Origin of the sequence: Streptomyces sp. NRRL F-4489 (assembly GCF_001509485.1) — a bacterium.
Classification (GTDB): Bacteria; Actinomycetota; Actinomycetes; order Streptomycetales; family Streptomycetaceae; genus Streptomyces.
The window spans coordinates 1-19,135 of record NZ_LLZI01000124.1; the positions used below are offsets into that span (position 1 = coordinate 1).

Annotated in this window: 30 protein-coding genes and 2 pseudogenes; 3 read left to right on the plus strand and 29 right to left on the minus strand. The window is 64.1% G+C overall.

Annotated features, from left to right (window positions below):
* Window positions 1–333: 333 nt before the first annotated feature.
* Together ADL22_RS12145 and ADL22_RS12150 are read right to left on the minus strand one after the other, a co-directional pair.
* The gene (locus tag ADL22_RS12145) at window positions 334–771 is read right to left on the minus strand and encodes a DNA-binding protein (RefSeq protein WP_066977043.1); all 438 of its coding nucleotides are present in this window, start codon (window positions 769–771) and stop codon (window positions 334–336) included.
* A 129-nt stretch (window positions 772–900) separates the two neighbouring features.
* Window positions 901–1,326: pseudogene (locus ADL22_RS12150) on the minus strand (TrmH family RNA methyltransferase); the annotation flags it as partial.
* A 73-nt stretch (window positions 1,327–1,399) separates the two neighbouring features.
* Here ADL22_RS12150 and ADL22_RS12155 point away from each other — a divergent pair.
* Entirely contained in the window at window positions 1,400–3,148 is a 1,749-nt protein-coding gene (locus ADL22_RS12155) for a recombinase family protein (RefSeq protein ID WP_066977046.1), read from the plus strand.
* Window positions 3,149–3,824: 676 nt separating this feature from the next.
* Here the strand turns inward: ADL22_RS12155 and ADL22_RS12160 are convergent.
* From ADL22_RS12160 to ADL22_RS12175, 4 genes are read right to left on the minus strand one after another with little or no spacing between them, the layout of a single operon-like run.
* Entirely contained in the window at window positions 3,825–5,117 is a 1,293-nt protein-coding gene (locus ADL22_RS12160; protein WP_066977048.1) for a hypothetical protein, read from the minus strand.
* A gap of 8 nt (window positions 5,118–5,125) precedes the next feature.
* Window positions 5,126–5,617 carry a hypothetical protein gene (locus ADL22_RS12165; protein ID WP_066977050.1) on the minus strand — a complete coding sequence of 164 codons (492 nt, stop codon included), beginning with the start codon at window positions 5,615–5,617 and terminating at the stop codon, window positions 5,126–5,128.
* Window positions 5,614–6,594, minus strand: coding sequence for a hypothetical protein (locus tag ADL22_RS12170; RefSeq protein WP_066977053.1), 981 nt, complete (start codon window positions 6,592–6,594; stop codon window positions 5,614–5,616). The genes ADL22_RS12165 and ADL22_RS12170 overlap by 4 nt, the downstream gene beginning before the upstream one ends.
* 55 nt (window positions 6,595–6,649) lie before the next feature.
* Window positions 6,650–7,165 carry a hypothetical protein gene (locus tag ADL22_RS12175; RefSeq protein ID WP_066977056.1) on the minus strand — a complete coding sequence of 172 codons (516 nt, stop codon included), beginning with the start codon at window positions 7,163–7,165 and terminating at the stop codon, window positions 6,650–6,652.
* 46 nt (window positions 7,166–7,211) lie between these two features.
* Between ADL22_RS12175 and ADL22_RS12180 the strand changes: the two genes are divergently transcribed.
* Both ADL22_RS12180 and ADL22_RS35240 read left to right on the plus strand, forming a co-directional pair.
* Window positions 7,212–7,550 (plus strand): hypothetical protein, encoded by a 339-nt coding sequence (locus tag ADL22_RS12180; RefSeq protein WP_066977059.1) that lies wholly within the window; start codon window positions 7,212–7,214, stop codon window positions 7,548–7,550.
* Window positions 7,547–7,705, plus strand: coding sequence for a hypothetical protein (locus tag ADL22_RS35240; protein WP_159048615.1), 159 nt, complete (start codon window positions 7,547–7,549; stop codon window positions 7,703–7,705). The genes ADL22_RS12180 and ADL22_RS35240 overlap by 4 nt, the downstream gene beginning before the upstream one ends.
* A gap of 162 nt (window positions 7,706–7,867) precedes the next feature.
* On the opposite strand, the gene ADL22_RS12185 is transcribed toward ADL22_RS35240, so the two are convergent.
* From ADL22_RS12185 to ADL22_RS12275, 23 genes and pseudogenes are all read right to left on the minus strand, one after another.
* Window positions 7,868–8,164 (minus strand): HNH endonuclease signature motif containing protein, encoded by a 297-nt coding sequence (locus tag ADL22_RS12185; protein WP_066977062.1) that lies wholly within the window; start codon window positions 8,162–8,164, stop codon window positions 7,868–7,870.
* Window positions 8,164–8,415, minus strand: a complete 252-nt coding sequence (locus tag ADL22_RS12190; RefSeq protein WP_066977065.1) for a hypothetical protein — start codon at window positions 8,413–8,415, stop codon at window positions 8,164–8,166. The genes ADL22_RS12185 and ADL22_RS12190 overlap by 1 nt, the downstream gene beginning before the upstream one ends.
* Before the next feature lie 2 nt (window positions 8,416–8,417).
* Window positions 8,418–8,927 carry a hypothetical protein gene (locus ADL22_RS12195; RefSeq protein ID WP_159048616.1) on the minus strand — a complete coding sequence of 170 codons (510 nt, stop codon included), beginning with the start codon at window positions 8,925–8,927 and terminating at the stop codon, window positions 8,418–8,420.
* A 417-nt stretch (window positions 8,928–9,344) separates the two neighbouring features.
* Window positions 9,345–9,566: pseudogene (locus ADL22_RS36080) on the minus strand (transglycosylase family protein); the annotation flags it as partial.
* 411 nt (window positions 9,567–9,977) lie between these two features.
* Window positions 9,978–10,199, minus strand: a complete 222-nt coding sequence (locus tag ADL22_RS12205) for a hypothetical protein (RefSeq protein WP_066977070.1) — start codon at window positions 10,197–10,199, stop codon at window positions 9,978–9,980.
* Complete coding sequence (locus tag ADL22_RS33805; RefSeq protein WP_234430663.1) at window positions 10,196–11,428, minus strand: peptidoglycan-binding protein; 1,233 nt, start codon at window positions 11,426–11,428, stop codon at window positions 10,196–10,198. The genes ADL22_RS12205 and ADL22_RS33805 overlap by 4 nt, the downstream gene beginning before the upstream one ends.
* Window positions 11,429–11,504: 76 nt before the next feature.
* On the minus strand, window positions 11,505–11,732 hold the full coding sequence (locus ADL22_RS12215) for a hypothetical protein (protein ID WP_066977074.1): 228 nt from the start codon (window positions 11,730–11,732) through the stop codon (window positions 11,505–11,507).
* Window positions 11,732–11,926 (minus strand): hypothetical protein, encoded by a 195-nt coding sequence (locus ADL22_RS35245; RefSeq protein WP_159048617.1) that lies wholly within the window; start codon window positions 11,924–11,926, stop codon window positions 11,732–11,734. The genes ADL22_RS12215 and ADL22_RS35245 overlap by 1 nt, the downstream gene beginning before the upstream one ends.
* The gene (locus ADL22_RS35250) at window positions 11,916–12,134 is read right to left on the minus strand and encodes a hypothetical protein (RefSeq protein WP_159048618.1); all 219 of its coding nucleotides are present in this window, start codon (window positions 12,132–12,134) and stop codon (window positions 11,916–11,918) included. The genes ADL22_RS35245 and ADL22_RS35250 overlap by 11 nt, the downstream gene beginning before the upstream one ends.
* 3 nt (window positions 12,135–12,137) lie before the next feature.
* Window positions 12,138–12,605: a hypothetical protein gene (locus tag ADL22_RS12220; RefSeq protein WP_066977076.1), complete on the minus strand. Its 468-nt coding sequence runs from the start codon at window positions 12,603–12,605 to the stop codon at window positions 12,138–12,140.
* Window positions 12,602–12,931, minus strand: a complete 330-nt coding sequence (locus ADL22_RS12225) for a hypothetical protein (RefSeq protein ID WP_066977079.1) — start codon at window positions 12,929–12,931, stop codon at window positions 12,602–12,604. The genes ADL22_RS12220 and ADL22_RS12225 overlap by 4 nt, the downstream gene beginning before the upstream one ends.
* Before the next feature lie 8 nt (window positions 12,932–12,939).
* Window positions 12,940–13,131, minus strand: coding sequence for a hypothetical protein (locus tag ADL22_RS12230; protein WP_159048619.1), 192 nt, complete (start codon window positions 13,129–13,131; stop codon window positions 12,940–12,942).
* A complete protein-coding gene (locus ADL22_RS12235; protein WP_066977082.1) occupies window positions 13,128–13,424 on the minus strand; it encodes a hypothetical protein in 297 nt (98 codons plus the stop codon). Before ADL22_RS12235 ends, ADL22_RS12230 begins: the two co-directional genes overlap by 4 nt.
* Before the next feature lie 110 nt (window positions 13,425–13,534).
* On the minus strand, window positions 13,535–14,107 hold the full coding sequence (locus ADL22_RS12240) for a hypothetical protein (RefSeq protein WP_066977085.1): 573 nt from the start codon (window positions 14,105–14,107) through the stop codon (window positions 13,535–13,537).
* 664 nt (window positions 14,108–14,771) lie between these two features.
* A complete protein-coding gene (locus ADL22_RS35255) occupies window positions 14,772–14,921 on the minus strand; it encodes a hypothetical protein (protein WP_159048620.1) in 150 nt (49 codons plus the stop codon).
* Complete coding sequence (locus tag ADL22_RS12250) at window positions 14,918–15,265, minus strand: hypothetical protein (protein WP_066977092.1); 348 nt, start codon at window positions 15,263–15,265, stop codon at window positions 14,918–14,920. The genes ADL22_RS35255 and ADL22_RS12250 overlap by 4 nt, the downstream gene beginning before the upstream one ends.
* Before the next feature lie 17 nt (window positions 15,266–15,282).
* Window positions 15,283–15,462 carry a hypothetical protein gene (locus tag ADL22_RS12255; protein ID WP_066977095.1) on the minus strand — a complete coding sequence of 60 codons (180 nt, stop codon included), beginning with the start codon at window positions 15,460–15,462 and terminating at the stop codon, window positions 15,283–15,285.
* Between the two features lie 12 nt (window positions 15,463–15,474).
* Window positions 15,475–15,810: a hypothetical protein gene (locus tag ADL22_RS12260; protein ID WP_159048621.1), complete on the minus strand. Its 336-nt coding sequence runs from the start codon at window positions 15,808–15,810 to the stop codon at window positions 15,475–15,477.
* Window positions 15,737–16,852, minus strand: a complete 1,116-nt coding sequence (locus tag ADL22_RS35260; RefSeq protein ID WP_159048622.1) for a hypothetical protein — start codon at window positions 16,850–16,852, stop codon at window positions 15,737–15,739. Before ADL22_RS35260 ends, ADL22_RS12260 begins: the two co-directional genes overlap by 74 nt.
* Window positions 16,849–17,394, minus strand: coding sequence for an HNH endonuclease (locus ADL22_RS36960; RefSeq protein WP_420711557.1), 546 nt, complete (start codon window positions 17,392–17,394; stop codon window positions 16,849–16,851). The genes ADL22_RS35260 and ADL22_RS36960 overlap by 4 nt, the downstream gene beginning before the upstream one ends.
* Complete coding sequence (locus tag ADL22_RS12265; RefSeq protein WP_066977101.1) at window positions 17,334–17,690, minus strand: WhiB family transcriptional regulator; 357 nt, start codon at window positions 17,688–17,690, stop codon at window positions 17,334–17,336. Before ADL22_RS12265 ends, ADL22_RS36960 begins: the two co-directional genes overlap by 61 nt.
* Window positions 17,690–17,995 (minus strand): hypothetical protein, encoded by a 306-nt coding sequence (locus ADL22_RS12270; protein ID WP_066977104.1) that lies wholly within the window; start codon window positions 17,993–17,995, stop codon window positions 17,690–17,692. The genes ADL22_RS12265 and ADL22_RS12270 overlap by 1 nt, the downstream gene beginning before the upstream one ends.
* Complete coding sequence (locus ADL22_RS12275; protein ID WP_066977107.1) at window positions 17,992–19,059, minus strand: ATPase domain-containing protein; 1,068 nt, start codon at window positions 19,057–19,059, stop codon at window positions 17,992–17,994. Before ADL22_RS12275 ends, ADL22_RS12270 begins: the two co-directional genes overlap by 4 nt.
* Window positions 19,060–19,135: the final 76 nt, after the last annotated feature.

The following is a 19,135-nucleotide window of genomic DNA, read 5'->3' on the forward strand; positions in this document are numbered from 1 at the left end:
GTGAGGGGTGTGAGGGGCGGGGGGCCGGGGGCGCTCGGCTACCCCAGTAGGCCACGGCCCGGGGGCCCGGGGCGGGCCCTTACGGGGCGGCGGGAACGGATCCCCTAGGGGGCGGCTGGGCCCCCTGCGGGGCCACAACGTGGTGGGGGCGGGGGATATTCCGGGGCGGAAGGGCGGGCTATTCCTGTTTCCGGGGGCCTACGGGACGGGTGTGGCTTCTGGGGCTTCCACGTCGGGTGTGGCTTGCGGTGCTTACACGTCGGGTGAGGCTTGCGGGGCTTCCACTTCGGGTGAGGCTTGCGGGGCTTCCACTTCGGGTGAGGCTTGTGGGGTTTACGCGTCGGGGGTGGCGCGGCTGGCCAGGCGTTCGTAGCGCTGCCGGGCCGCTTGGGGGGTGCCGAGGCCGAGGCCGAAGGCGATCTCCTGCCAGGTCATGCCGCGGCCGCGGGCCATTTGGAGGAGCCCGGTCTCCAGTTCGTCCAACTCACCGCGCACCAGCGGGACGAGGCTGAGCGCGGCGGTGATGTCGGCGTGGTCCACCTCCGGCTCACCGTCGTCGAGCTGCGCGGTCCCGCTGAGCAGGAGCGATACGAGGCGGACGGCTTCGTGCGGGCCGAGGAGCGAGGGGTTCACCTGCCGGTGGCGCTGCTGGTCGGTGGCCGCGTGCCGCTCGGCGATGCGGAAGAGGGACGCGTAGACGCGCTGCGCGCGCGCCTCTTCCGGCTGCGGGGGCGTGAACGGGTCGGTGGGCTGTTCGGGAGTTGACGACATGAGGAGAGGATGCGGGAGTTCCCGGCCCGTTGTCAACGACTTAATTTAAACGACTCGTTCAAGTGGATCGATGGCGCGGAACGTCGGTCGGCGAGGGCCCGTCATGCCGGGACAGGTGCGCCGGCGGCGTCAGGACGGCCGTGTGGTGGTGACCGCGTAGAAGGCCACGGCCGCGGCGGCGCCGACGTTGAGGGAGTCGATGCCGTGGGCCATGGGGATGCGGACCCACTCGTCGGCGGCGCGGAGGGCGCCGGTGGAGAGGCCGCCGCCTTCGGCGCCGAGCATCAGGGCGACGCGGTCGAGGGTGTGCGGGGCGGCGGCATCGAGGTCGGTGGCGCCGTCGGCCGGGGTCAGGGCGAGGAGCCGGAAGCCGGCCTCGCGGACCGTGGAGAGGTCGCGCGGCCAGTTCTCCAGCCGGGCGTACGGGACGGAGAACACCGCGCCCATGGAGACCTTGACGGAGCGACGGTAGAGGGGGTCGGCGCAATCCGGGGAGAGCAGGACCGCGTCCATCCCCAGGGCCGCGGCGCTGCGGAAGATGGCGCCGATGTTTGTCGGTGGCACAAGTTAACTACCTAGCCAACACGTGTGTGAAAAAGGATCATCCGACACACACGAGGGGCCCTGAATGGTCGACGTGCAGGAAAAGCCGCGCCGAAAGGGACGCGGGTACATTCGCGTCTCGAAGAAGCGCCGGGACATGATCAGCCCGGAGATCCAGCGTGACGAGATCAATCACCTCGCTGAACGCGAGAACATCGAGCAGGTAGCAGAGCCGATTCAGGACCTCGGCCTCTCCGGGCGAGAGTTCGAAGAGCGGCAGATCAACAAACTCGTCGAGGACGTCGAGGCTGCCATCATCCAGGTCGTCTTGCTTTGGAAGTGGAGCCGCTTCGGCCGCAACACGCTCCAATCCCTGCTGAACATTCAGCGCATCTACGACGCAGGCGGGGATGTCCGCGCAGCGACGGAAGATTTCGACGGCAAGACGAGCGTCGGACGCCTCCAGATCACCCAGATGCTCGGATGGGCACAGTTCCAGTCCGATCAGATCGGGGAGAACTGGCAGTCCGCACACAAGTACCGGCGGAAGAAAGGACTGCCCCACAGCGGCTTCAAGACGTTCGGCTACAAGATCTGTTTCACATGCCCACCACACGAACCAGGCGAACGCCGTAACAAGTGCGACAACTGTCGCGACGGCATTCAGAAGCTGGACCCGGACACGCAGGATGCATTGGCCGGAGTGTGGCGGCGCTTCACGTTCCAGAACGAGCCGATGAAGCGCATCTGTGACGACCTGTGGGAACGCGGGTTCCGAACCGAGAGCGGAGAACGGATCACGCCGACGCAGATGTACAAATGGCTGGACAGCGGCTTCAGTCTCGGTTGGGTGCGCTGGCGATCGAAGGAAAAGATCCTCCAGGACAAAAAGGTCGTCCGAGAAGGTAGGAAGAACTACTACCGAAGCTCTCGTCCGGAGTACTTCGACGTCTGGGTAACCGGAGCGCACGAGGCTGTCATCGAGGATCCCAACGAGCGGGAGCTGCTCTGGCTGACGTATCTGTCCAAGCGTTTCGGTTCGCCTCAGCTCCCCAAATCGCACCACGACCCGAAGTACAGCATCTCCGGTCTCGCTCGCTGCACAGGACTACGACTCTTCGAGATCACCCGAACGCGTGGCCAGTGGAAGACCGCAATCTGCGGGAGGAATGAGGGCGCCTTCTCGCGAGGCAAGGAAAGGATGGAGCAATACCCGCCGCTACCCAACGGAGATCGCAATCCTCACACCGTCTACTTCCGCTGCACCCATGGCGCCCTCTACAAGGATTGCACAGGCAGCGGTTCAATCGGCGTCGCGCGTGCCGAGAAGGAACTGCTCGATTGGTTGGTCAAGCAATCCCAAGGCGAAGCATCTGTCGACGAGAAGATCGCCGCAGCGAAGGACCAGTTCGCCTTGAAGGGATCAGCCGACGAACAAGCAGAGGTATCTAAGAAGCTCAAGGAGCTGGACGAAGAGTCCTCTCGCTTGGTGCGCGGCTACACGAAGGGAATCATCGACGAGGACAACTACGTTAAGGAGAAGCAACGCATCGAGTCCGAGATCTCAGCAGCGCGGGAGCGCCTGAAACTTTTCTCCGCGAAGGTCGTCGCCTTGCGTCCGGCACAGGCTCGGTTCCTTGGACTGGTCGAGGAATGGGAGCACATGACGTACTCGCGAAAGCGGCAGGCTCTGTCCACTGTGATTTCGCACTTCTGGGTGTACCGCGAAAAGGCGAGAAGCAAGCCACGAATCCGCGTGGTTCCTCTCTGGGCGGAGGAGCACGAACGGCTCGCCCCTCCGCCGCCAGGCCATCCTGCTGACGAAGTCGACTAGGCCGCGTCCCTGAGCGGTGGGAGTTGAGACTCATGATGGTCTTGCTCCCACCGGCTCTGTCGTTCTAGGACTGCTTGGGCGATCACAGCCCAAAAGCTGTCCCAGCACTGTTCTTCTCCGAGTGAGACCCTTTCGGATTCAGAAGGCACAGACACTACTTCTGCTACACCCTGGTCTTCCATTCGACCTCCTCGGCCCCGAGTTTCGGGAGCTGAGGCGAGCCTATGGAATGGGCAGAAAAACAGTTAGGTCCTTCAAGAGCGGCGGCTGAGCTAAGAGACAAGCGAGAACGAAAGAATCAGCAGAAACAGCTAAGGGGCCCCGGCCGGGGCCCCTTTTTTCATACCCGAAAACAGGAGGAAGCATGTCTCACGTATGGGTGGTATTCGCCTTCGTCGGCGCGGCGCTGGCCGGGCTCGCGGCGGTGTGGCTCGCCGACATATCGGAGGGTGAAGGGAAGCACCGGAAGCGCCGATAGCCGTGGGAGAGCCCAGAGTCAAGGGCTGGGCTCTCCACTGTTCCTCATACCAGGACGGTGCCGTTTCTCTCGCATTCGACGCAGGCGTCAATTTCTGGCCAGCGTCCCCGGCATCGAGGACAGGTCTTCTCTTCCACATCTGCCTCGTGACCGCCGTTCCAGTGCTGGCCGGTGGTCGAGTAGTTAGTAGTCATTCTTTCAGTCCTCGATTACGTCGGCATCGACGATGTTCTGCTCAGCAGCTTCGGAAGGCGTCGCGGGGAGGGCGTGGTGTGGTGTTTCCTGGGCTCCGAAGAGGCGGCTGATGAGTCCGGTTTCAGCGGCGCCCTTCTGGGTGGCCTTGATGGAGATGCTTACCGATGCCTCGTCGGCCTTACGTTTGCTGGCTGCGAGCTTGCTCCACCTGTCGATTTCCTCGGAGAGGACAGGGTCCAGTTCGTTTTCGCCGTAGGACTCTTCGGCACGGGCTCTCTTGTACACCCGGCCGAGTTGAAGTTCGAGGACTGTTGCCTCGGCGTCGGCGAGCTGCTCCTTGGTGCGGATTGTGGGGTTGTCTGGTCGGTGCCAGGGGGCGACGGTAGTTACTCCCTGGTGCCGCTCCTGGAGGGACTGGGTATCAACTGTGTTGGAGGCAAAATCCACGTTCGGTTCGGTAGTGTTTGGAGTCGTGGGAGTTACTCCCCTGATGCTGGCGTTGAGCTTTTCCATATAACGGGACCAGGCGTAGATGGATAGGCGTAGGACTTCGGTGGGGTCGTCCTGGTCGATAAGGTCGATGTCGTATCCAGCGTCGACGAACTCCTGGCGGTGCCGCTTGCGGGCACGGTCCTTCATCTTCTTGGGGTAGCGGCGCAGTTCTCCTCCGGAGAACCAGATGGTGTCCCCGAATTGGCTGGGTGAGAGCCAGCTCGTGCTGGTGACGGCGTGGAAGGGCGCGGTCTGGAGGAGGTCGGGCTTAGTGATGCCTAGGCCGAAGAGGCGTACGCCCGTTGAGCGGACGATGCGGGCCAGGCGGTGTGCGAGGTTGTTGTCGATGGCGTCCTTGGGGATGGCGACGTTGGGCCAGTTCTCGCAGATTTCGTCCAGGTCTTGGCCGGGGTGCCAGACGAATACCGCCTTGGCCCTGTGTTCCTCCAACCAGGGCAGGCGCTTCATGCGATGGTCGGCGTCGAGGCGGGCGGCGTCGAATTCCACGAAGAAGTCGATGCGGCTGAGGTTCGGTTGGATGAACTCGTCGTAGTAGTGGTCGGCGATGTCGGCGAGTTCATCGGCTGTCGGGGCGCTGGCGGGGTTGTGGTTGAGGCTGTAGGTGCCGGAGTCGATGAGGATTTGGACGGCCGGGTCGTTGTAGTAGGCGTTGATATCGAAGGGCTTGGTGAACTTGTTGCGCTTGCGCAGTGCCCAGTAGCTGAGCGAGTGCTTGAGGTGGCCTTCGGCTATGAGGAGTCGCCGGTACACAGGAAATTCTGTGCCCGCTTGGTAGAGGTCCATCGGATGTCCTAGAGGGGCTCGGCGCTGCGACGCGGATCGGTGGCGTATGCCTGGGCCTGGGTTTCGGTCTCCGCGACGAGTTCCGCCCAAGGGCGCAGGCCCTGTTGGTAGTCGGGGCGCCATTCCGGCTTGGCGAAATGCGGCAGGGTGAGCGTTGTTACGGGGTATCCGCGGGCGAGCAGCTCGACGCTGACAGCAGGGTCGGGCTCGATGACCAGGTCCAGCTTTATGCCGGTGCCGGTGAGGTGTCCTAGGCACTCCAGGCGTACGTCGGCTGGCGTTGCTGCGTTGGATGTTCGTCGCGGGCCGACGAGTCGCATGTGCGCTGTGAGGCCGGTGAAGGTGAGCCACTTGTGTGTGGTGGACGGGTTGCGGTCGTCGGCGAGGAGGTACAGCGCGTGGTCGGTGGCGAGGGCCTGGTAGAGGGCGTTGCCGAGGGGGATGGCGCCGTCGGTGTCGGTGTTGCGCAGGACGCCGTCGATGGTGATGGCGATGTTCACTTCTGGCTCCAGAGGGCGGCCTTGATCAGGGCGGTCTGGGCGTCGTCGATGGCCTGGCCATAGAGGTCGGTTTCGGTGGACTGCTGTGCTGTGGAGCCGATTTCCTTGAGTTGGCGCAGTGTGTGAACGGTGCCGTTCTCCTTGGCGGCCTGCCAGCGGAAATTGTTGAAATCGCTATACCCGCTGCCCTGGGGGCTGAAGGCGGCGCGGCGGCCGAGGTGGATGGCATCGAAGAGGCTGGTCGCCTTGGCGATGACATTGCGCAGTTCGGTGGCGTGGTTCATCCAGGCCGGGGAGCCTTTCGCGAGGGTGCTGAGGCTGGTGGCGTGGAAGCGGTAGGAGTCCAGGAGTTGCTTGGCCTGGTGTTCGTCCTCGGTAGCTGCCTCGTAGTAGCTCGTGGGGTATAGGGAGCGGACGTCGCTCGGCAGGTGGGGTGGGGTGACGGTCCACTCGTCGTGGGTGAGGGAGTAGGCCGCGTAGGGGTGGATCGAGGTGATGTCCTTCACGCCTCGCGCCGGGTTCCAGTAAAAGGTGACCTCGTACGTCCGACTCCCGATTTGGCTGTGGGCCGTCTTGGGCCATAGTCCGTTGCGCAGGCTCTCGTTGACGTACCTGGCGGTCTCTTCAGCTGTGAGTCCGGCGTAGCCGTCGTTGTGGTAGGTGAACTGGGCGTAGTTGACGCCGATCAGTACGTCGAGATCGCCGTTTCCTCGGTCGGCTGCCCACTGGTAGGTGATTCCGGAACCGGCCAGCCAGACCTCCGCCCACTGGTCGAATCCCGGGGTGGCGAGGAAGAACTCACGCAGCGTGCCGAGGATCCAGTCGCGGATGGACGGCTTGAGGTGGGTGCCGTCGAAAAGGTTGGGGTCGAGTTCTGCGGAAGGCTCGGAGAAGTAGCCGCTTCCGCCGTGTACGGGGTCGGGTATGTCTGTGAGGGACTCGGCGAGTCGATCGTAAAAGACGTTGGGGCCACTCATAGATGCGACGCTATGAGTGGCCCCAGACTAAGTGTTAGTGCTCGTTCTGCCTCTGCTAGTTCCTGGAGAGAGGTTCTCCGACGTCTACGGTAAGGCTTTCGTCGAACCCGCTTTCCAGCCAGCTCAGTAGGAGGCGCGAGCCGAGTACGAAGCCGCCGCTTACGAATTCGTTGGCTTCGTTGACCTGGGCGACGACGTCCCATTTGAAGGGGATGCCGAGGTAGGCGTCGCCGGGTTTTTCCCAGGTGGCCTCGTACAGGGCGCCGTTGGCATCTGTGCACCAGGCGTGCTCGGTGGGGAAGAAGGCGCTGGCGAATCCCTCGACGTAGGTGAGGTTGTCGTGGGCCCAGGTGGCTTCCATGGAGTTGTGGAAGCAGCGCTTGGCGGGTCCTGTGTTGTCGACGGGGAGGGCGCGGTCTGGACGGAAGACCCGGCCGTGCTTGATGAGGACCTCGCCGATGTGGTGATGCGCCCAGTTCGGGTAGCGCTTGGCGCTGTTGCCCTTGGCGGTGCTGGTGAGCATGTCGAGCCACTGCACGATGCGGCTGATGCCCTGGTCGATGACAGCCACTGCCGTCCCCCTTTGTTCGCGCTTTCTGGTGTGACGAGCCTACGACGTGTTCTCGCAGCTGATCCTTCCGGGCACCAAGGACGTTGTCGACTTCGAGGCCAGGGACTCCGGCGCCCCCGTCGGCGAGCTGCTCGGCGCGGGAGAATGGCTTGCCGGGGAGTGGGTAGGCAGCGACGGCATCACCGACGCCGAGGCCGTGGGGACCTGGTACCTGGAGCTGGACGACCTGATCATCAACGAGGTCGACGAGGCCCTGGAGGCCCAGGCCGACGCCGACGAGAAGGGCTCCAACGGCGCCGAGCGCCGTCACCCTTGCATCCACGAGATTCCCGTCCTGCGCCTGCCGAAGCTCGATGCGGCTCGGAAGGAGTGCCAGGAGGCGTGAACATCAACCAGCCATCCCTCACCGTCCCGCCGGAAGAGCTGGAACGCTTCGAGGAACTCGTCCGCTACCTGGCCGCCCACGACGGCAGGACGCCGACCGACGACATGCCGCTGGCCTGGTGGCTCGTCGAGGCCCTGGAACAGCCCCGGCTCTAGATGCTCGGGTTACGGCCCAGATACGCCAGCATCCCTTACGGGAAACTCTGGCGCACCGCGCTAATCGCAGGGGGCATTTCCTTACACCCCTGCGATTAGCGCAATACTCAATGAATTAACTGCAAGGCGCTTCGATGCGCCTTGCAGTTAATTTTTCGCTAGTCAGTTATTCGACTTCTTCTTGTCACGCTGGTGACGAAGGCGCGTATTTTCGGCGCGGGAGACCACACGGAGATTCGAGGGCCGGTTGTCGGTGTAGTTGCCGTTGATGTGGTCGACGGTTTCGTCCGAGCGCAGCGTACGGCCGAGCTTCTTTTCGGCAGCGAGGCGGTGGGCGTAGGTGACCTTGCCGGTCTTGGGGTCGCGGACGCTGCCGTAGCCCTTCTTCGTCTTGCCGCCGGTCCACTTGCCGCCCTTGGCTGCGGTTTCGCCTGCGCTGGGCTTCTTGGCCGTAGACATCAGTGCTCCTCGATGTGCTTGGGCCAGTGCCATGTGCCGCCAAGCTGGGCTTCTTCGTCCTGGGGGCAGCCGCTGTTGAAGTAGAGGCCGTTGGGGTTGAGGACGGCGAGGCTGATGCGGACGGGGCCTTCGGTGTCCTGGTGCTGGCTGGTTTCGGTGACGATGGCGGCGCGGCAGTGGGGCGGGTGCTGGCCGTCGGGGGTGCCGTGGGAGCGGTAGTGGACGATCCGTCCGAGTGTGGGCTGCTGCATGACTATTCCTTGGGAGTGGTTTTGGCGCAGAGGTCGGCGCGTACCCGGTTCATCACGGGGCAGAAGTCGCAGAGGTAGCGGTCCTTGGCGCTGCGGTACTTGGGGAGTCCGGCCGCCTTGCGGTCGGCGTTGGTGCCGGGGGTGAGCATGACCCTCTTGCTGCGGAAGTCTCCGCAATCGAGGGTCCGGTTGTGCTTCTTCCAGCAGACCATGGCGTCTTCCTGGAAGGTGTTCTTGGTGGTGTAGAAGTCAACACCAAGTCCTTCGGAGGCTTCGCCGCCAATATGCTTGGTGATTTTCTTGACGACCTCGTCCTTGTAGTGCGGGTTCTGCCAGTGCTTTTTAGAGATGGACATAAGCTGGCCGACGTGGCGATTACCGTCCGGGTACACGTGCCGTGCCGTGAGGTTTTCCAGGAGGAAATCCTCACGAGAGTTCCCCTGGTAATCGGGGAGTTCTTCAATCGTCTTGCACTCCATGCACAGCAGGAGTCGTACCTTTTCTTCAGCCACGGGGAGCCCTCTGGTCGGCGTCAGATTACGCCTGCCACCGTACGTCCGCGTTCCCCGTCGGCGTTAATCCCTTTCACTCCTTAATTAAGCGTCATTTCAATGGCGATAAGGTCCGGGTCGACATCCCAACTCTTCGCCCTTACCGTCCTCTTCATGCCACAAGAATTCACGCCGCAGTCCGCCGCGGAAATCATTGAGGAAATCATCGAGGCAGCCTACGAGATCGCTGATGGCTGGTACCAAGAGGCGCCGATCGACTGGGATGACCTTCTCTATCGGTTGGATGGCACTGAACTCGCAGACGGACGCGTGCTGTACATGCCGGAGGACATGCTGCATCCCGCGATCAAAGCTCTTCAGCGGGCGGTGCGTGCGTGCAGGAGGAGGCGCGCGGGTAGGCCGAGAGCTTCGTCACCGCAATCCGGCGGCGTAAGAACACTGGGGCCAAGCGCCAGGGCCCTGCCCGCGCAGGACGTTCTCTGCAATGCGGATCTGCTCGGCCCGGGTCTGTTGGTGCGGCATGCCGGAGCCGCCGTAGGCGCGCCAGGTGGCCAGGGAGAACTGAAGACCGCCGTAGTAGCCGTTGCCGGTGTTGATGTGCCAGTTGCCGCTTGACTCGCACTGGGCGAGCTTGTCCCACCGGATGATCGAGGTGGTCGGCGTCGGGGGGCGCTGGTGGACGCTGGGGGCGTTGAGGCGGAGCTGCTGGCCGGGGACGATGACGTCGGGGTCGCGGCCAATCGATTCCCGGTTAGCGTTGTAGAGGGCCTGCCACTTCGTTGATGAGCCCAGCTGTTGCTGCGCGATCTGGCTGAGGGTGTCGCCGGGCCGGACGGTGTAGGTCTTGGTCGAAGCCGCGGTCGCAGTGCCGGTTGACAGTGCGATTGCTGTGGCGGTGATGGCGGGGACAATCGCTAGGGCGAGCTTGCGAGTCATTTCGGTACCCAACGTTGGGGATAGGGGCCGTCTCGGCTCTCCCGCGAGTTTCCGCCCGAGACCTTTCGAGAGTATGGAGGCGCCCCGACTAGGAGTTAGTCGGGGCCCCTGTTTTCAGTTCTCGTTGCGCGCGTCTACGAGGACGTGCTGCTTTGCGGTCACCTTCGTTCGGGATTCGAGTCCGACGATGAGGACGAGGAGGGTGTTGAGTCCTCCGATCACTGCCTCGTTGGCCTCGACGCCTGCAAGGGCCGGGACGAAATGCACGAGAGCGGTGAGCAGTCCTACTACGACGGTGCGGGTGAGGATGGGGTTGTTCTTGATGTATTCGATCATCGCATGAGCCTCCTCCAGGTGACGGGGCCGACGTTTCCGTCTGCGTCGGTGCCGCGCCATCCTTGGTTTTCTTGGAATGCCTTGACCCCGGCTCGGGTTGTCTTTCCGTAATAGCTTGAGGGCCCGTAGGTGAGGTAATGGCCGTATCCGTGCCGGATGAGGGCCTGGTCGACCTGGAGGACTTGGGGGCCCTTCGTGCCGTAGCGGACGGCGGAGCGTCCCGGGTAGGTGCTGGCGCTGGTGGTGCCGATCAGCGCGCGCAGGGTGGCGGGGCCGGGGATGCCGTCGGCAGAGGCTCCTCGGTATCCGAGTGACCGCTGATAGGCGGCGTAGGCGCGGGTGTCTGCTGTGGTCCAGCGGGGGCCGGGGCCCACGGCGTAGTAGCTGCCCAGACCACGGCGTACGAGGGCCTGCCCGAGCGTGGTGATGTGGGTGCCGTAGGCGCCTGGTCCGTAGGCGAGTCCGTTGATGGTGACCTGGTAGGTGCCGAGCCCGGTGTTGTCGTGGGTGGGCGGCGGCTTGGGGTTGTCCGGCTGGCTGGGCCGCGCCCCTTGGGGCAGGTGCAGTTCCTGGCCGGGCAGGATGTGGCTGGGGTTCTTCACCTGCGGGTTGGCGCCGATGAGGCTGGCGAGGGAGACGCCTGCCGCGACCGCGATGGCCGCCATTGTCTGACCGGCTCGGACGATCCATGTGCGGTTGGTCGGCTTGCCGTGGCCTCCTCCCCCAGCTGCGTCGAAGAGCGCTGCTGTGTTGATCGCGCCCGGATCCCAGTGGTCGTTGCCTGGGACGTGGCAGTGCCCGTAATGGCCGCCGCGGTTGAGCCAGGTTGATCGGTTGCGGTTGTGGGCGGCAGCTGCCGTTGCGGCGGGAGGGCCCATGGGCCAGGTGTCGGGGACGTCCCAGGAACGGATGGCGGCCATCAGGGCGCGCCAATTGGGCCCTGGGCGCCAGTAGTTGGTGAAGGGATTGCTGGCGCGGGCCAGTACCTCGATCTGAATGCAGACGGATCCGGTGCGGTTGGTGCGGCTGGAGTCGTCGTTCTTCAGAGCGCGGGCGCTTTCATCCAGCGGCCCGTACTGTCCGATGCGGTCGGTGGTGGGGTCGTACAGGATGTGGGGTTCGGCGTTGATGTTGGAGAGGTAGGCGGCGACGTCGTCGAACGCTGCGCTGCCTGCGCCGGATTCTGTGGTGTGCCAGACGACGCGGGGCGGGAGGCTGGGGGTGTCCATGGCACCACCGATTCGGCCGCTGCCAATCCGCTCGGCGCCGGGTATCCATCGTGTGCCCATGGGGCTCCTTGGGGTCTTACGCGTACTGGTGGGATCTCTGCGGGTAGCGGCAGGTGCGGGCGGCTGCGGCATCCTCGTCCAGGCCGAGGGATCCGAACGTGCGCGGTTCGAGAGTGTCGGATCGGGACTCGTTGGTGAGGCGCTCGACGTAGCCGCCTCGGTTGGGGGCGGCCTTGCGGATCGTGCCGTCGCAGGCGCCGTAGCCAAGTTCGGTGGTGAGGGGGGCTCGGGGGATGTATGCCATCAGCTCTCGATCTTCCTGCGGGGCACGGGGGCGGTCAGGCGCTTGGTGGATCCCAGGAGTGAGCGGTCGTTGAAAACGTTCGCCAGGCGTGACTGGGCCAGGAGGCGCTCGTCGATGGTGACCTTGACGTTGTCGCCCCGGCCGCTTCGTCTGCGGTCGAACATGCTCATGGGCTGGCGTGGCTTATCCGGCATGGCTGTGCTCCCTTTGCGGTGGCGGATACACGGAGTCGACGTTGAGGGCGTCGGCCAGTGTGGGTGCGAACCAGCGCTTGCCGTGGGTGCCGTACACAGGCTTCGGTGGGTTCCAGGTGCCCTGTGCGACGGGTCGGGTCAGCGCGGCGAGGGTGTCGTCGACCTGCTGCTCACGGCTGGTCGACCAGGGGCGGGGGGCGTATTCCACGGGCTACCTCCAGGCCGGGAGCAGGGATCGCAGGTCGGTGCGGGGTTGGTCTTCGGTGCCGGGTGTCTTGGTGGGGTTGCGCAGGGGTGTGCCTTCGGGGTTGCCGGTGGCGGTCCATCGGCGTCCGCGGAGTTGGTGTTCGATCCCGGTCATGGGGTGGAAGTCGGCGGGCCACTGGTAGTCGGCGGCGCTGAGTCGGGTGCCTTTGTGGATGCCCCTGGTGGTGGGCCGGTTGTTGTTGCGTTGTGCGGTCCGTGCGCCGGAGTTGGCCAGCCGGTCGGCGCGGCGTGAGGTGACGGTGCCGAGATAGCCGTCGGGGTATTCGGCCTGTCCCAGGCGGGGTGCGGAGAGGTTCCTTCGTGCCTGGGAGATGGTCTGGGCGCCGGTGAGGTGGGTGCTGCCTCCACCGCCCACAACTGCGCTGCCTGCGCCGGGGAGTTGGTAGGGGGCGGAGTAGTACAGGTCGCTCACGTCGCGCGCACCTGGCTGTTGCGGACGGGGTTGGACCCGGCGTAGCGGGTGACGGTGTCCATGCCGGTCTGCTGGCTCTGGCGGCTCTTGACGACCTGGTCCGGGGTGATGCCGCGGGTGCGTGCCTCGTTCTGGATTTCGTTGATGCGTGCCAGGACGCCGGAGCGGTACTGGGTGTCGGCTCCTGCGAGGCCGCCGATGATGTTGGCTGCCATGGAGGTGCGTTCCATGGGCTGGGTGCCGGTGGCCATGTTGGACAGCTCGCGGCCGACCTTGCCGAACTGGGCGCCGTTAAGGACGCCGGAGCTGAAGTCTCCGAGGGCCATGGCGGCTCCTAGCGTGTGTAGACGGGGTTGGATTCCGTCGGCGGGTTCGGGGGGTCGGTTTGGCTGTGGGCGAGGGCTGTTCCGAACTGGGCGGCGCTGAGGAGGCGGGCTGCGGCGCCCGTTGATTCGGTGGCGGTGGCCCGGCCCAGGGTGGGCAGGGCGGTGCGGGCGGCGGCCAGGAGGAGGGGGAGCACGGTCACCTCCCGCTGGTGTCGAAGCAGAACTTGGTGGGAATGTGGGTGACTGCGCGGCCGGTTGCGCCTGCGACGGGGACGTTGGAGACGTGCCGGTCGGCCTTGATGGGGCCCGGTCCGGTGCGGTCGAGTTTGCGGCTGCGGATGCCGGTGGCGGGCTCGGGGTAGGGGCTGCCGCCTTTGGCGTTGCCGTTCTTCTTCACGGGCGTACCGCCCTGGGGCTGGACGTAGGTGCTCGCCAGGGCCATGGACTTACCCATGGTGGGGAACTGCCCGGATGAAATGATGTGCTCGCTCACGATGGCCTCCTGCGCCCTCAAGCAGCCGCTTTCCTATTCGCTTTCGAGAGTAGGTAGGAGGGTTCTTTTTGTGGTAACGGGAAGGCCCCCGCTGTCAGCGGGGGCCTTCTTCACGCCACCTGCTGCAATGGCGAAGCTCCTGTGGGTTTGAGGTGCTGCACTGCTGCTATCTCTTGCGGGGTTCCTCTGCCGGTGTAGACGGCGGAGGCAACGCGTGCCAGGGCGTAGGCGTCGGCGAGGTTGTCGTCGCGGAAAATGGCGCCGTATCTGTGGGAGACGGTGGCGATCATTTCCTGCTTCGTGGCATTTCCCTTTCCCGTGACGAACTTCTTGAGGGTGGTTGGGGGAACGACAAGAGGTCGCCGCCAGGGCTGCACGCCAGCAATCTCGGAGATGGCCAGCTTGACGGTCGCACCGAGTTCTCCGAGGGCCTCGCGCTGGTATTTCGATCCGTGAGAGTAGCCCTCCAGGGCGACTGCGGAGACTCCTCCGAAAGCGCAGCAGACGCCGGACAGCATCATTTGCACATCACGGAATATTCTGGCGAGCCGGTCGGACTGGGAGGCAAAATTCTTCGCTTCCCATCTGCTGGTCTTGGTCTGGTAAATCTCGCTGGGATGGCAGTAGATGGCCAGGGCGAAACCAGAGTAAGACTGATCGATCCCGATGAACGGATACGTCACTAAACCTTCTCCCACTGGATGGCCGCACGCTCCAGGTGATGGTCGTAGGACACTTCTTCTGGACCCTCGTAGGGCCGGTCGCGGTAGAGCATGGAAAGCACCCACTGCGCCGAGGCAAGGCTCGCGTACGGCCCATACCGGAGACGGCGCTGTGTTCCGCACTTGTAGGTGATGCGGCGCACGACGCAGTAGACCTCCGAGGAATCTGTGCGAATGCGTCTCATGCGGCCAGGTCCCCGTTCAGAACGGCACCGGGGATGTAGGGCGACCTGCGTGTGGTATGGGCACTGCACTTCAGGCAGACCAGAACGATGTGGGCCCTGGGGGTGCCTGGCGCGGCCACGGTGGTGGGCTGCCAGTTGTGGCGTGCCAGGTCTATGCAGGTGTTAGGGAGTCGGCGCAGGGCTGCTGACGGGGACCTGAGCAGGACGTAGCAGTCGGAGGTGAAGCGGGTCCGGAGAATGCGGGATGTGCGGCCTCTTTGGTCCAAGTGTGTGGAGCCGGAGTCGACGCGCCGCTGCGTTCGGTCGCTATTGGTGAGGACGACGACCTCCACGCGGTTCGGGTGGACCTCTTCGACGCGTACGGTTCGGCCGCGACGACGGCTGTCGGCGTCGGCCCAGACCTGGCCGGGTGCCACCAGGGATCGGCCCAGCTTGCTCATCTAAACGCCCTTCCAGTGCAGTTCGGTGTCCATGTCGGGCTCCAGGCGGCAGGCTGTGCACAGGGCCTCACCGTCGATGTACTGGCGTTCTTCGTCGGCGTCGATCTCGTAGCCGCAGGCGCAGACAGTGGCGCTGAGGTGAGTGATCACTGCTTCTCCCACTGCTCCAGGAGGCGGTCGTAGGCCGACTTGGAGCAGATGGCGTCAGCGCGCGCGGCGTCTCGCTCTGCTTGGGCCGCCTTCAGCTCCGCGCGCAGCCGGTCCATCTCCGCTGTGGCGTCTTCGAGCTGCCGCTTCCACATGGCAACGTCGGTGACCTGTACGGCCGCCCGCAGGCGCTTCAGGTCGCCTTCGTCCAGGACGAGGGACAGCGCGAGGCTGGTGTCCTTGCACGCCAGGGCACGGTTTTGTACGACGCTCCCGGAGGCCGTGGTGGCGTCGACCATGAGGTGGTGCCGAGTGCCGAGGGTGCTGAGGCGGAATCGTGTGGGCATTGTCTTGCTCCCGGTGGTCAGTTGGAGATGGGCCGGTAGTTCTTGGTGAGGTTTTCGGGACGGATGGATACGGCGGTCCGGCGGCCGGTGCCCAGGTTGTAGACGAAAGCGGATCGGAGCGCTGAGTTCGTCTTCGAGCTGCGGAGGACGGCGAGCTTCTGGAGGTCCTTGTGGAGATACATCTGTCCGTTGTTCACCGGCGTTTCCTTTCACGAGGACCAGCGCTGTGCGCGAGTCTCCCGGTCGTTGCGTCCGACGCGTCGGGTGAGTTCGCGAGAGACGACCGCGGCTTTGGCGTTGAGTCCGTTGTAGATGGATTCGAGGAGCTTGCGGGTGGCATAGGCGGTGTTGTAGGCGTCCATGAACTGGTGGACTTGCGGGTCTGCTGCTGCTGCGGCCTTCTGTGCGGTCACGGACTTCTCGCTTTTTGCTTTGACTGCCGCCAGGGCTCGGTAGCGTTCGAGGTTGGTCTCAGCTTGCTTCTCGTCGACTGCGGCTTGGGCGAGCCGAGTTCCGGCGAACTCGCTCCAGTTGGTCAGTTCCACGAAGGTCTGCATCAGGGCGTCGTCGGGAAGTTCCGTCAGGTCCGGCGGTAGCTCGGGGGCGTCCTCGCCGGGGCGCTGAGGGAGCTTCAGGCCCTTCACTCGAAGGCGCCGCACTGTCCGCTGTGCCAGAGTTGGCTCCGCGCTGTCGTCCGGGAACGCCTTCATCGCTCTCCTCGTACGCGTTGCATTCTTTGCAGCCGCCCTTGGGACAGGCAGGCGGATCGTTTCTTCCGAGCCGCTCATTGATTTCCTGGCACGTCGCTATGCGGTCTGCGATGACGTCGTAGTTCGCCTTGACGGTGAAGCTTTTGACGTCCTGCGTCAGCTTCGACTCGTAGATGAACTCGGCGCCGTCCACGTCGAGTCCCATGAATGTGTTGGCGAGCCAGATGTATATCTGCACCTGCCGGATGTGGGAGGGGAAGGGGGTGCGAGTGTCTCTCCACAGTCCCTTGGCGTTTACGTAGGGTCGGCCGTCTGCGTCTTTGTGGGTGTGCCGTGTCAGGAGCTGGGGGTGCTCGTAGCGGTAGGTGCCCTCTCCGACCGTCTTGATTTCCAGGATCTTGCGGATGGGGACGAGCAGGCCGTCGGCGTGTCCTGCGATGCGGTGGCTGGCGATGGCGCGAAGAGGGACTTCGGCGTACTCAAGTGCGGTTGAGCTGCACCGGTCGCACGCAGCAGGACTCTTGGCCCACCAGGTCTGCACGCAGTTGAGGCATCTGAAATTCCCTTCCAGCCAGCCGATTTCCCAGGCGCGGTCCTGCCACGTGCGGTGGGTTGCGTGCCCGTTGTCGAAGATGTTCAGGGTCTGGAACCCGAACTTCTGCTTGTGGTGGATGCCGGTCTCGATGCGCAGGTAGGTGGCTCGGGGGCACCAGTCAGCCTTGGCGACCTCCGAGGGGTGGATGATGTCCTGGCGGCGGCTGTTGTCCTTTGCGTGCTTGTCGAGGAGATGTGCCTTCGCCTTGGTCAGGAAGGTCTGAGGAGTGGTCTTGGTGAAGAGGTCGGCGAGGGAGGGATTGCGCCTTTGGTGGGCCTTCATGCTGCTGCCTTTGTGGTTTGAGGATCGCCCACGTGGCGCCATGTTTCGTGGCGGACGACGCAGCCTACGGCTGTCCGGCCTATTCCGTGTGCGCGGGCTAGTTCGGATTGGGTGTAGTGGCCGCTGTCGTATTGCTGGCGTATCTGTCGGACGGTTTCCTCAGTGAGCTTGGCGTAGGGGTGTGATTCGCCGACGTGACGCGGTGGGGGCACTCCGCGTCCTTTGTGCCACATATCGATGACGTTGTCGGCCTGCGTCCCTTCCGAGAGATGATCAGGGCGGACGCAGATGGTGTTGTCGCATGCGTGGAGGATGATTCCTTCGGGCATCTTTCCGGAGGCCAGATAGTAGGCGTATCGGTGTGCGTAGTAGCGCTTCCCCTGGGCCCAGAAGGTGCCGTATCCGTTGCCTCGGTTGCCCCCGGTCCATATCCAGCAGCCATCAGTCTTGTGTACTCGGGACCAGAACTCTTCTCCGGGGATCACTTTGCTCTTGCCTTTTCGTCGAAGAGGCTGAGCGGCGGGGCGTTTTCGACCGTCCACTTGTCGGGGAGCCTTCTGTAGTGCCTGCGCATCCAGCCGAGTTGCTGCTGGTTGAGCCCTCCCCAGCAGCCGAAGCGCTCGCAGTTGGCGAGGGCCTGGTACAGGCAGCTGTCCCGCATGGGGCAGACGACGCCGTCATTGGTTCCGTTGCAGATGTCGGCGGCGTGGTCCATGTCGTCGAACCAGGGATCAGTGACATTCGTGTGCGGCGTCGGGAATTTTCGGCACTTGGCCTCCTTGCAGGAGTCGTCGCCAGCGCTCCAGTCGGGTGCGGCCTTGCGTGAATACAGGGCCACTAGGCGTCCAGGAGGGTGTCGAAAGTCTCCTGGCTGATGACCATCCAGTTACGGCCGCCGAGTTCTACGGCGAAGACCATTTCCCGGCCGGATATAAGGGCGTTCCTCTCAGCCTTGAGGAGATCGTCCAGGCGGAGCGAGTAGGACTTCTTCTCCGTGGTCTTGGCTTCGAACGAAAACCGCGCGGACCGCACGTCATTCTTGTGGAGCCAGCCGTTTCCCGATCCCGGATTGACCACGCCCTGATACTTGGCGGCGAGAGCCTTTTCCTGCGCCTGGGACTTCTTCAGGCCGCCCCTGGTCACGCCGCCTCCAGCTCACGCTGGCGCGGATCCGCGGCCTGGAGTACTGCGGCCGTCAGGGCATCCTGGAGGTCGGCGTCCTCCCGGATGGCGCTGAGCATCTCCTCCTTGCCCTTCCACCGCAGTTCCTCGCCATAGGAGAAGTAGGCGCCGCGCCTTGCGACAACGTCGTAATAAACGGACCACGTGATGAGGTCCTTGACGGTGTCGAACTCCCCGGCCCGGAATCCGAGTGCAGCCGCGTCCTCGAAGTAGTAGTCGGACTGCGAGACCTTCTGTCCGGCTATCTGCTTGTTCTTGATGGTCTTGAACTTGCATACCTGGCCGACGCGGGCCTTGCCCTTGCCGGGACGGGCTTCGTCGATCCACTCGGCGCGAGCAACTTCCAGGCGGCAGTAGTACGCGAAATTCTTAGCGAGACCGCCTGGGGTGGTCTTGGGGACCTGACCGTGCATAGCGCGGGCGCCTATCTTCTCCCGCCACTGATTGATGATCAGGCCCGTCACCGGCCGCTGAGTGCCGGATATCGCCTTGCCGGTCTCCTTGCCGATCTTCCTGAAGAACTTCCCGACGAGCCGGGCGCCGAGCGTCATAGACGCCTCGTCCATGTCCTTTTCCGCTTCGCCGTCCGGCACGAGGGCCGGGTAGCTATCGAGGACGATGAGGTCGACGGCACGGGCCCGCGCCGCGTCGATCATGACCTGGAACGCCTCTTCCATCCGGTTCGTGGCGTGAACGATGACGTTGGCAGTGTTGACACCGAGCATCTTGGCCTGGTCGGAGTCGTAGGCTTCGGCGGCGATCCACAAGGTCACGAAGTCTTCAGAGCGGCGCTGGTTGTATGCGACGGTCTGATGGCAGACGGTGGTTTTCCCGGAGCCCTCCATCCCGATGACCTCGCTCCACTGATTGCGGGGGAACCCGCCACCCAGAATGAGGTCCAGGCTCAGAATTCCAGTGGGCAGCTGCCCCGAGTCCATCAGGGAACTGGCCAGCACGAGTGAGCCCTCCCCGTACTGCCGGTTGATCCGTGCCATGAGCGCGACCGCTTCATCGGTCAGAGCCATCCGCGCAACCTCCCCACATTTGTTGACAGATACGAAGCAAACGTCTGTCACGGCAATGCCGAGAGGCTATGCGGGA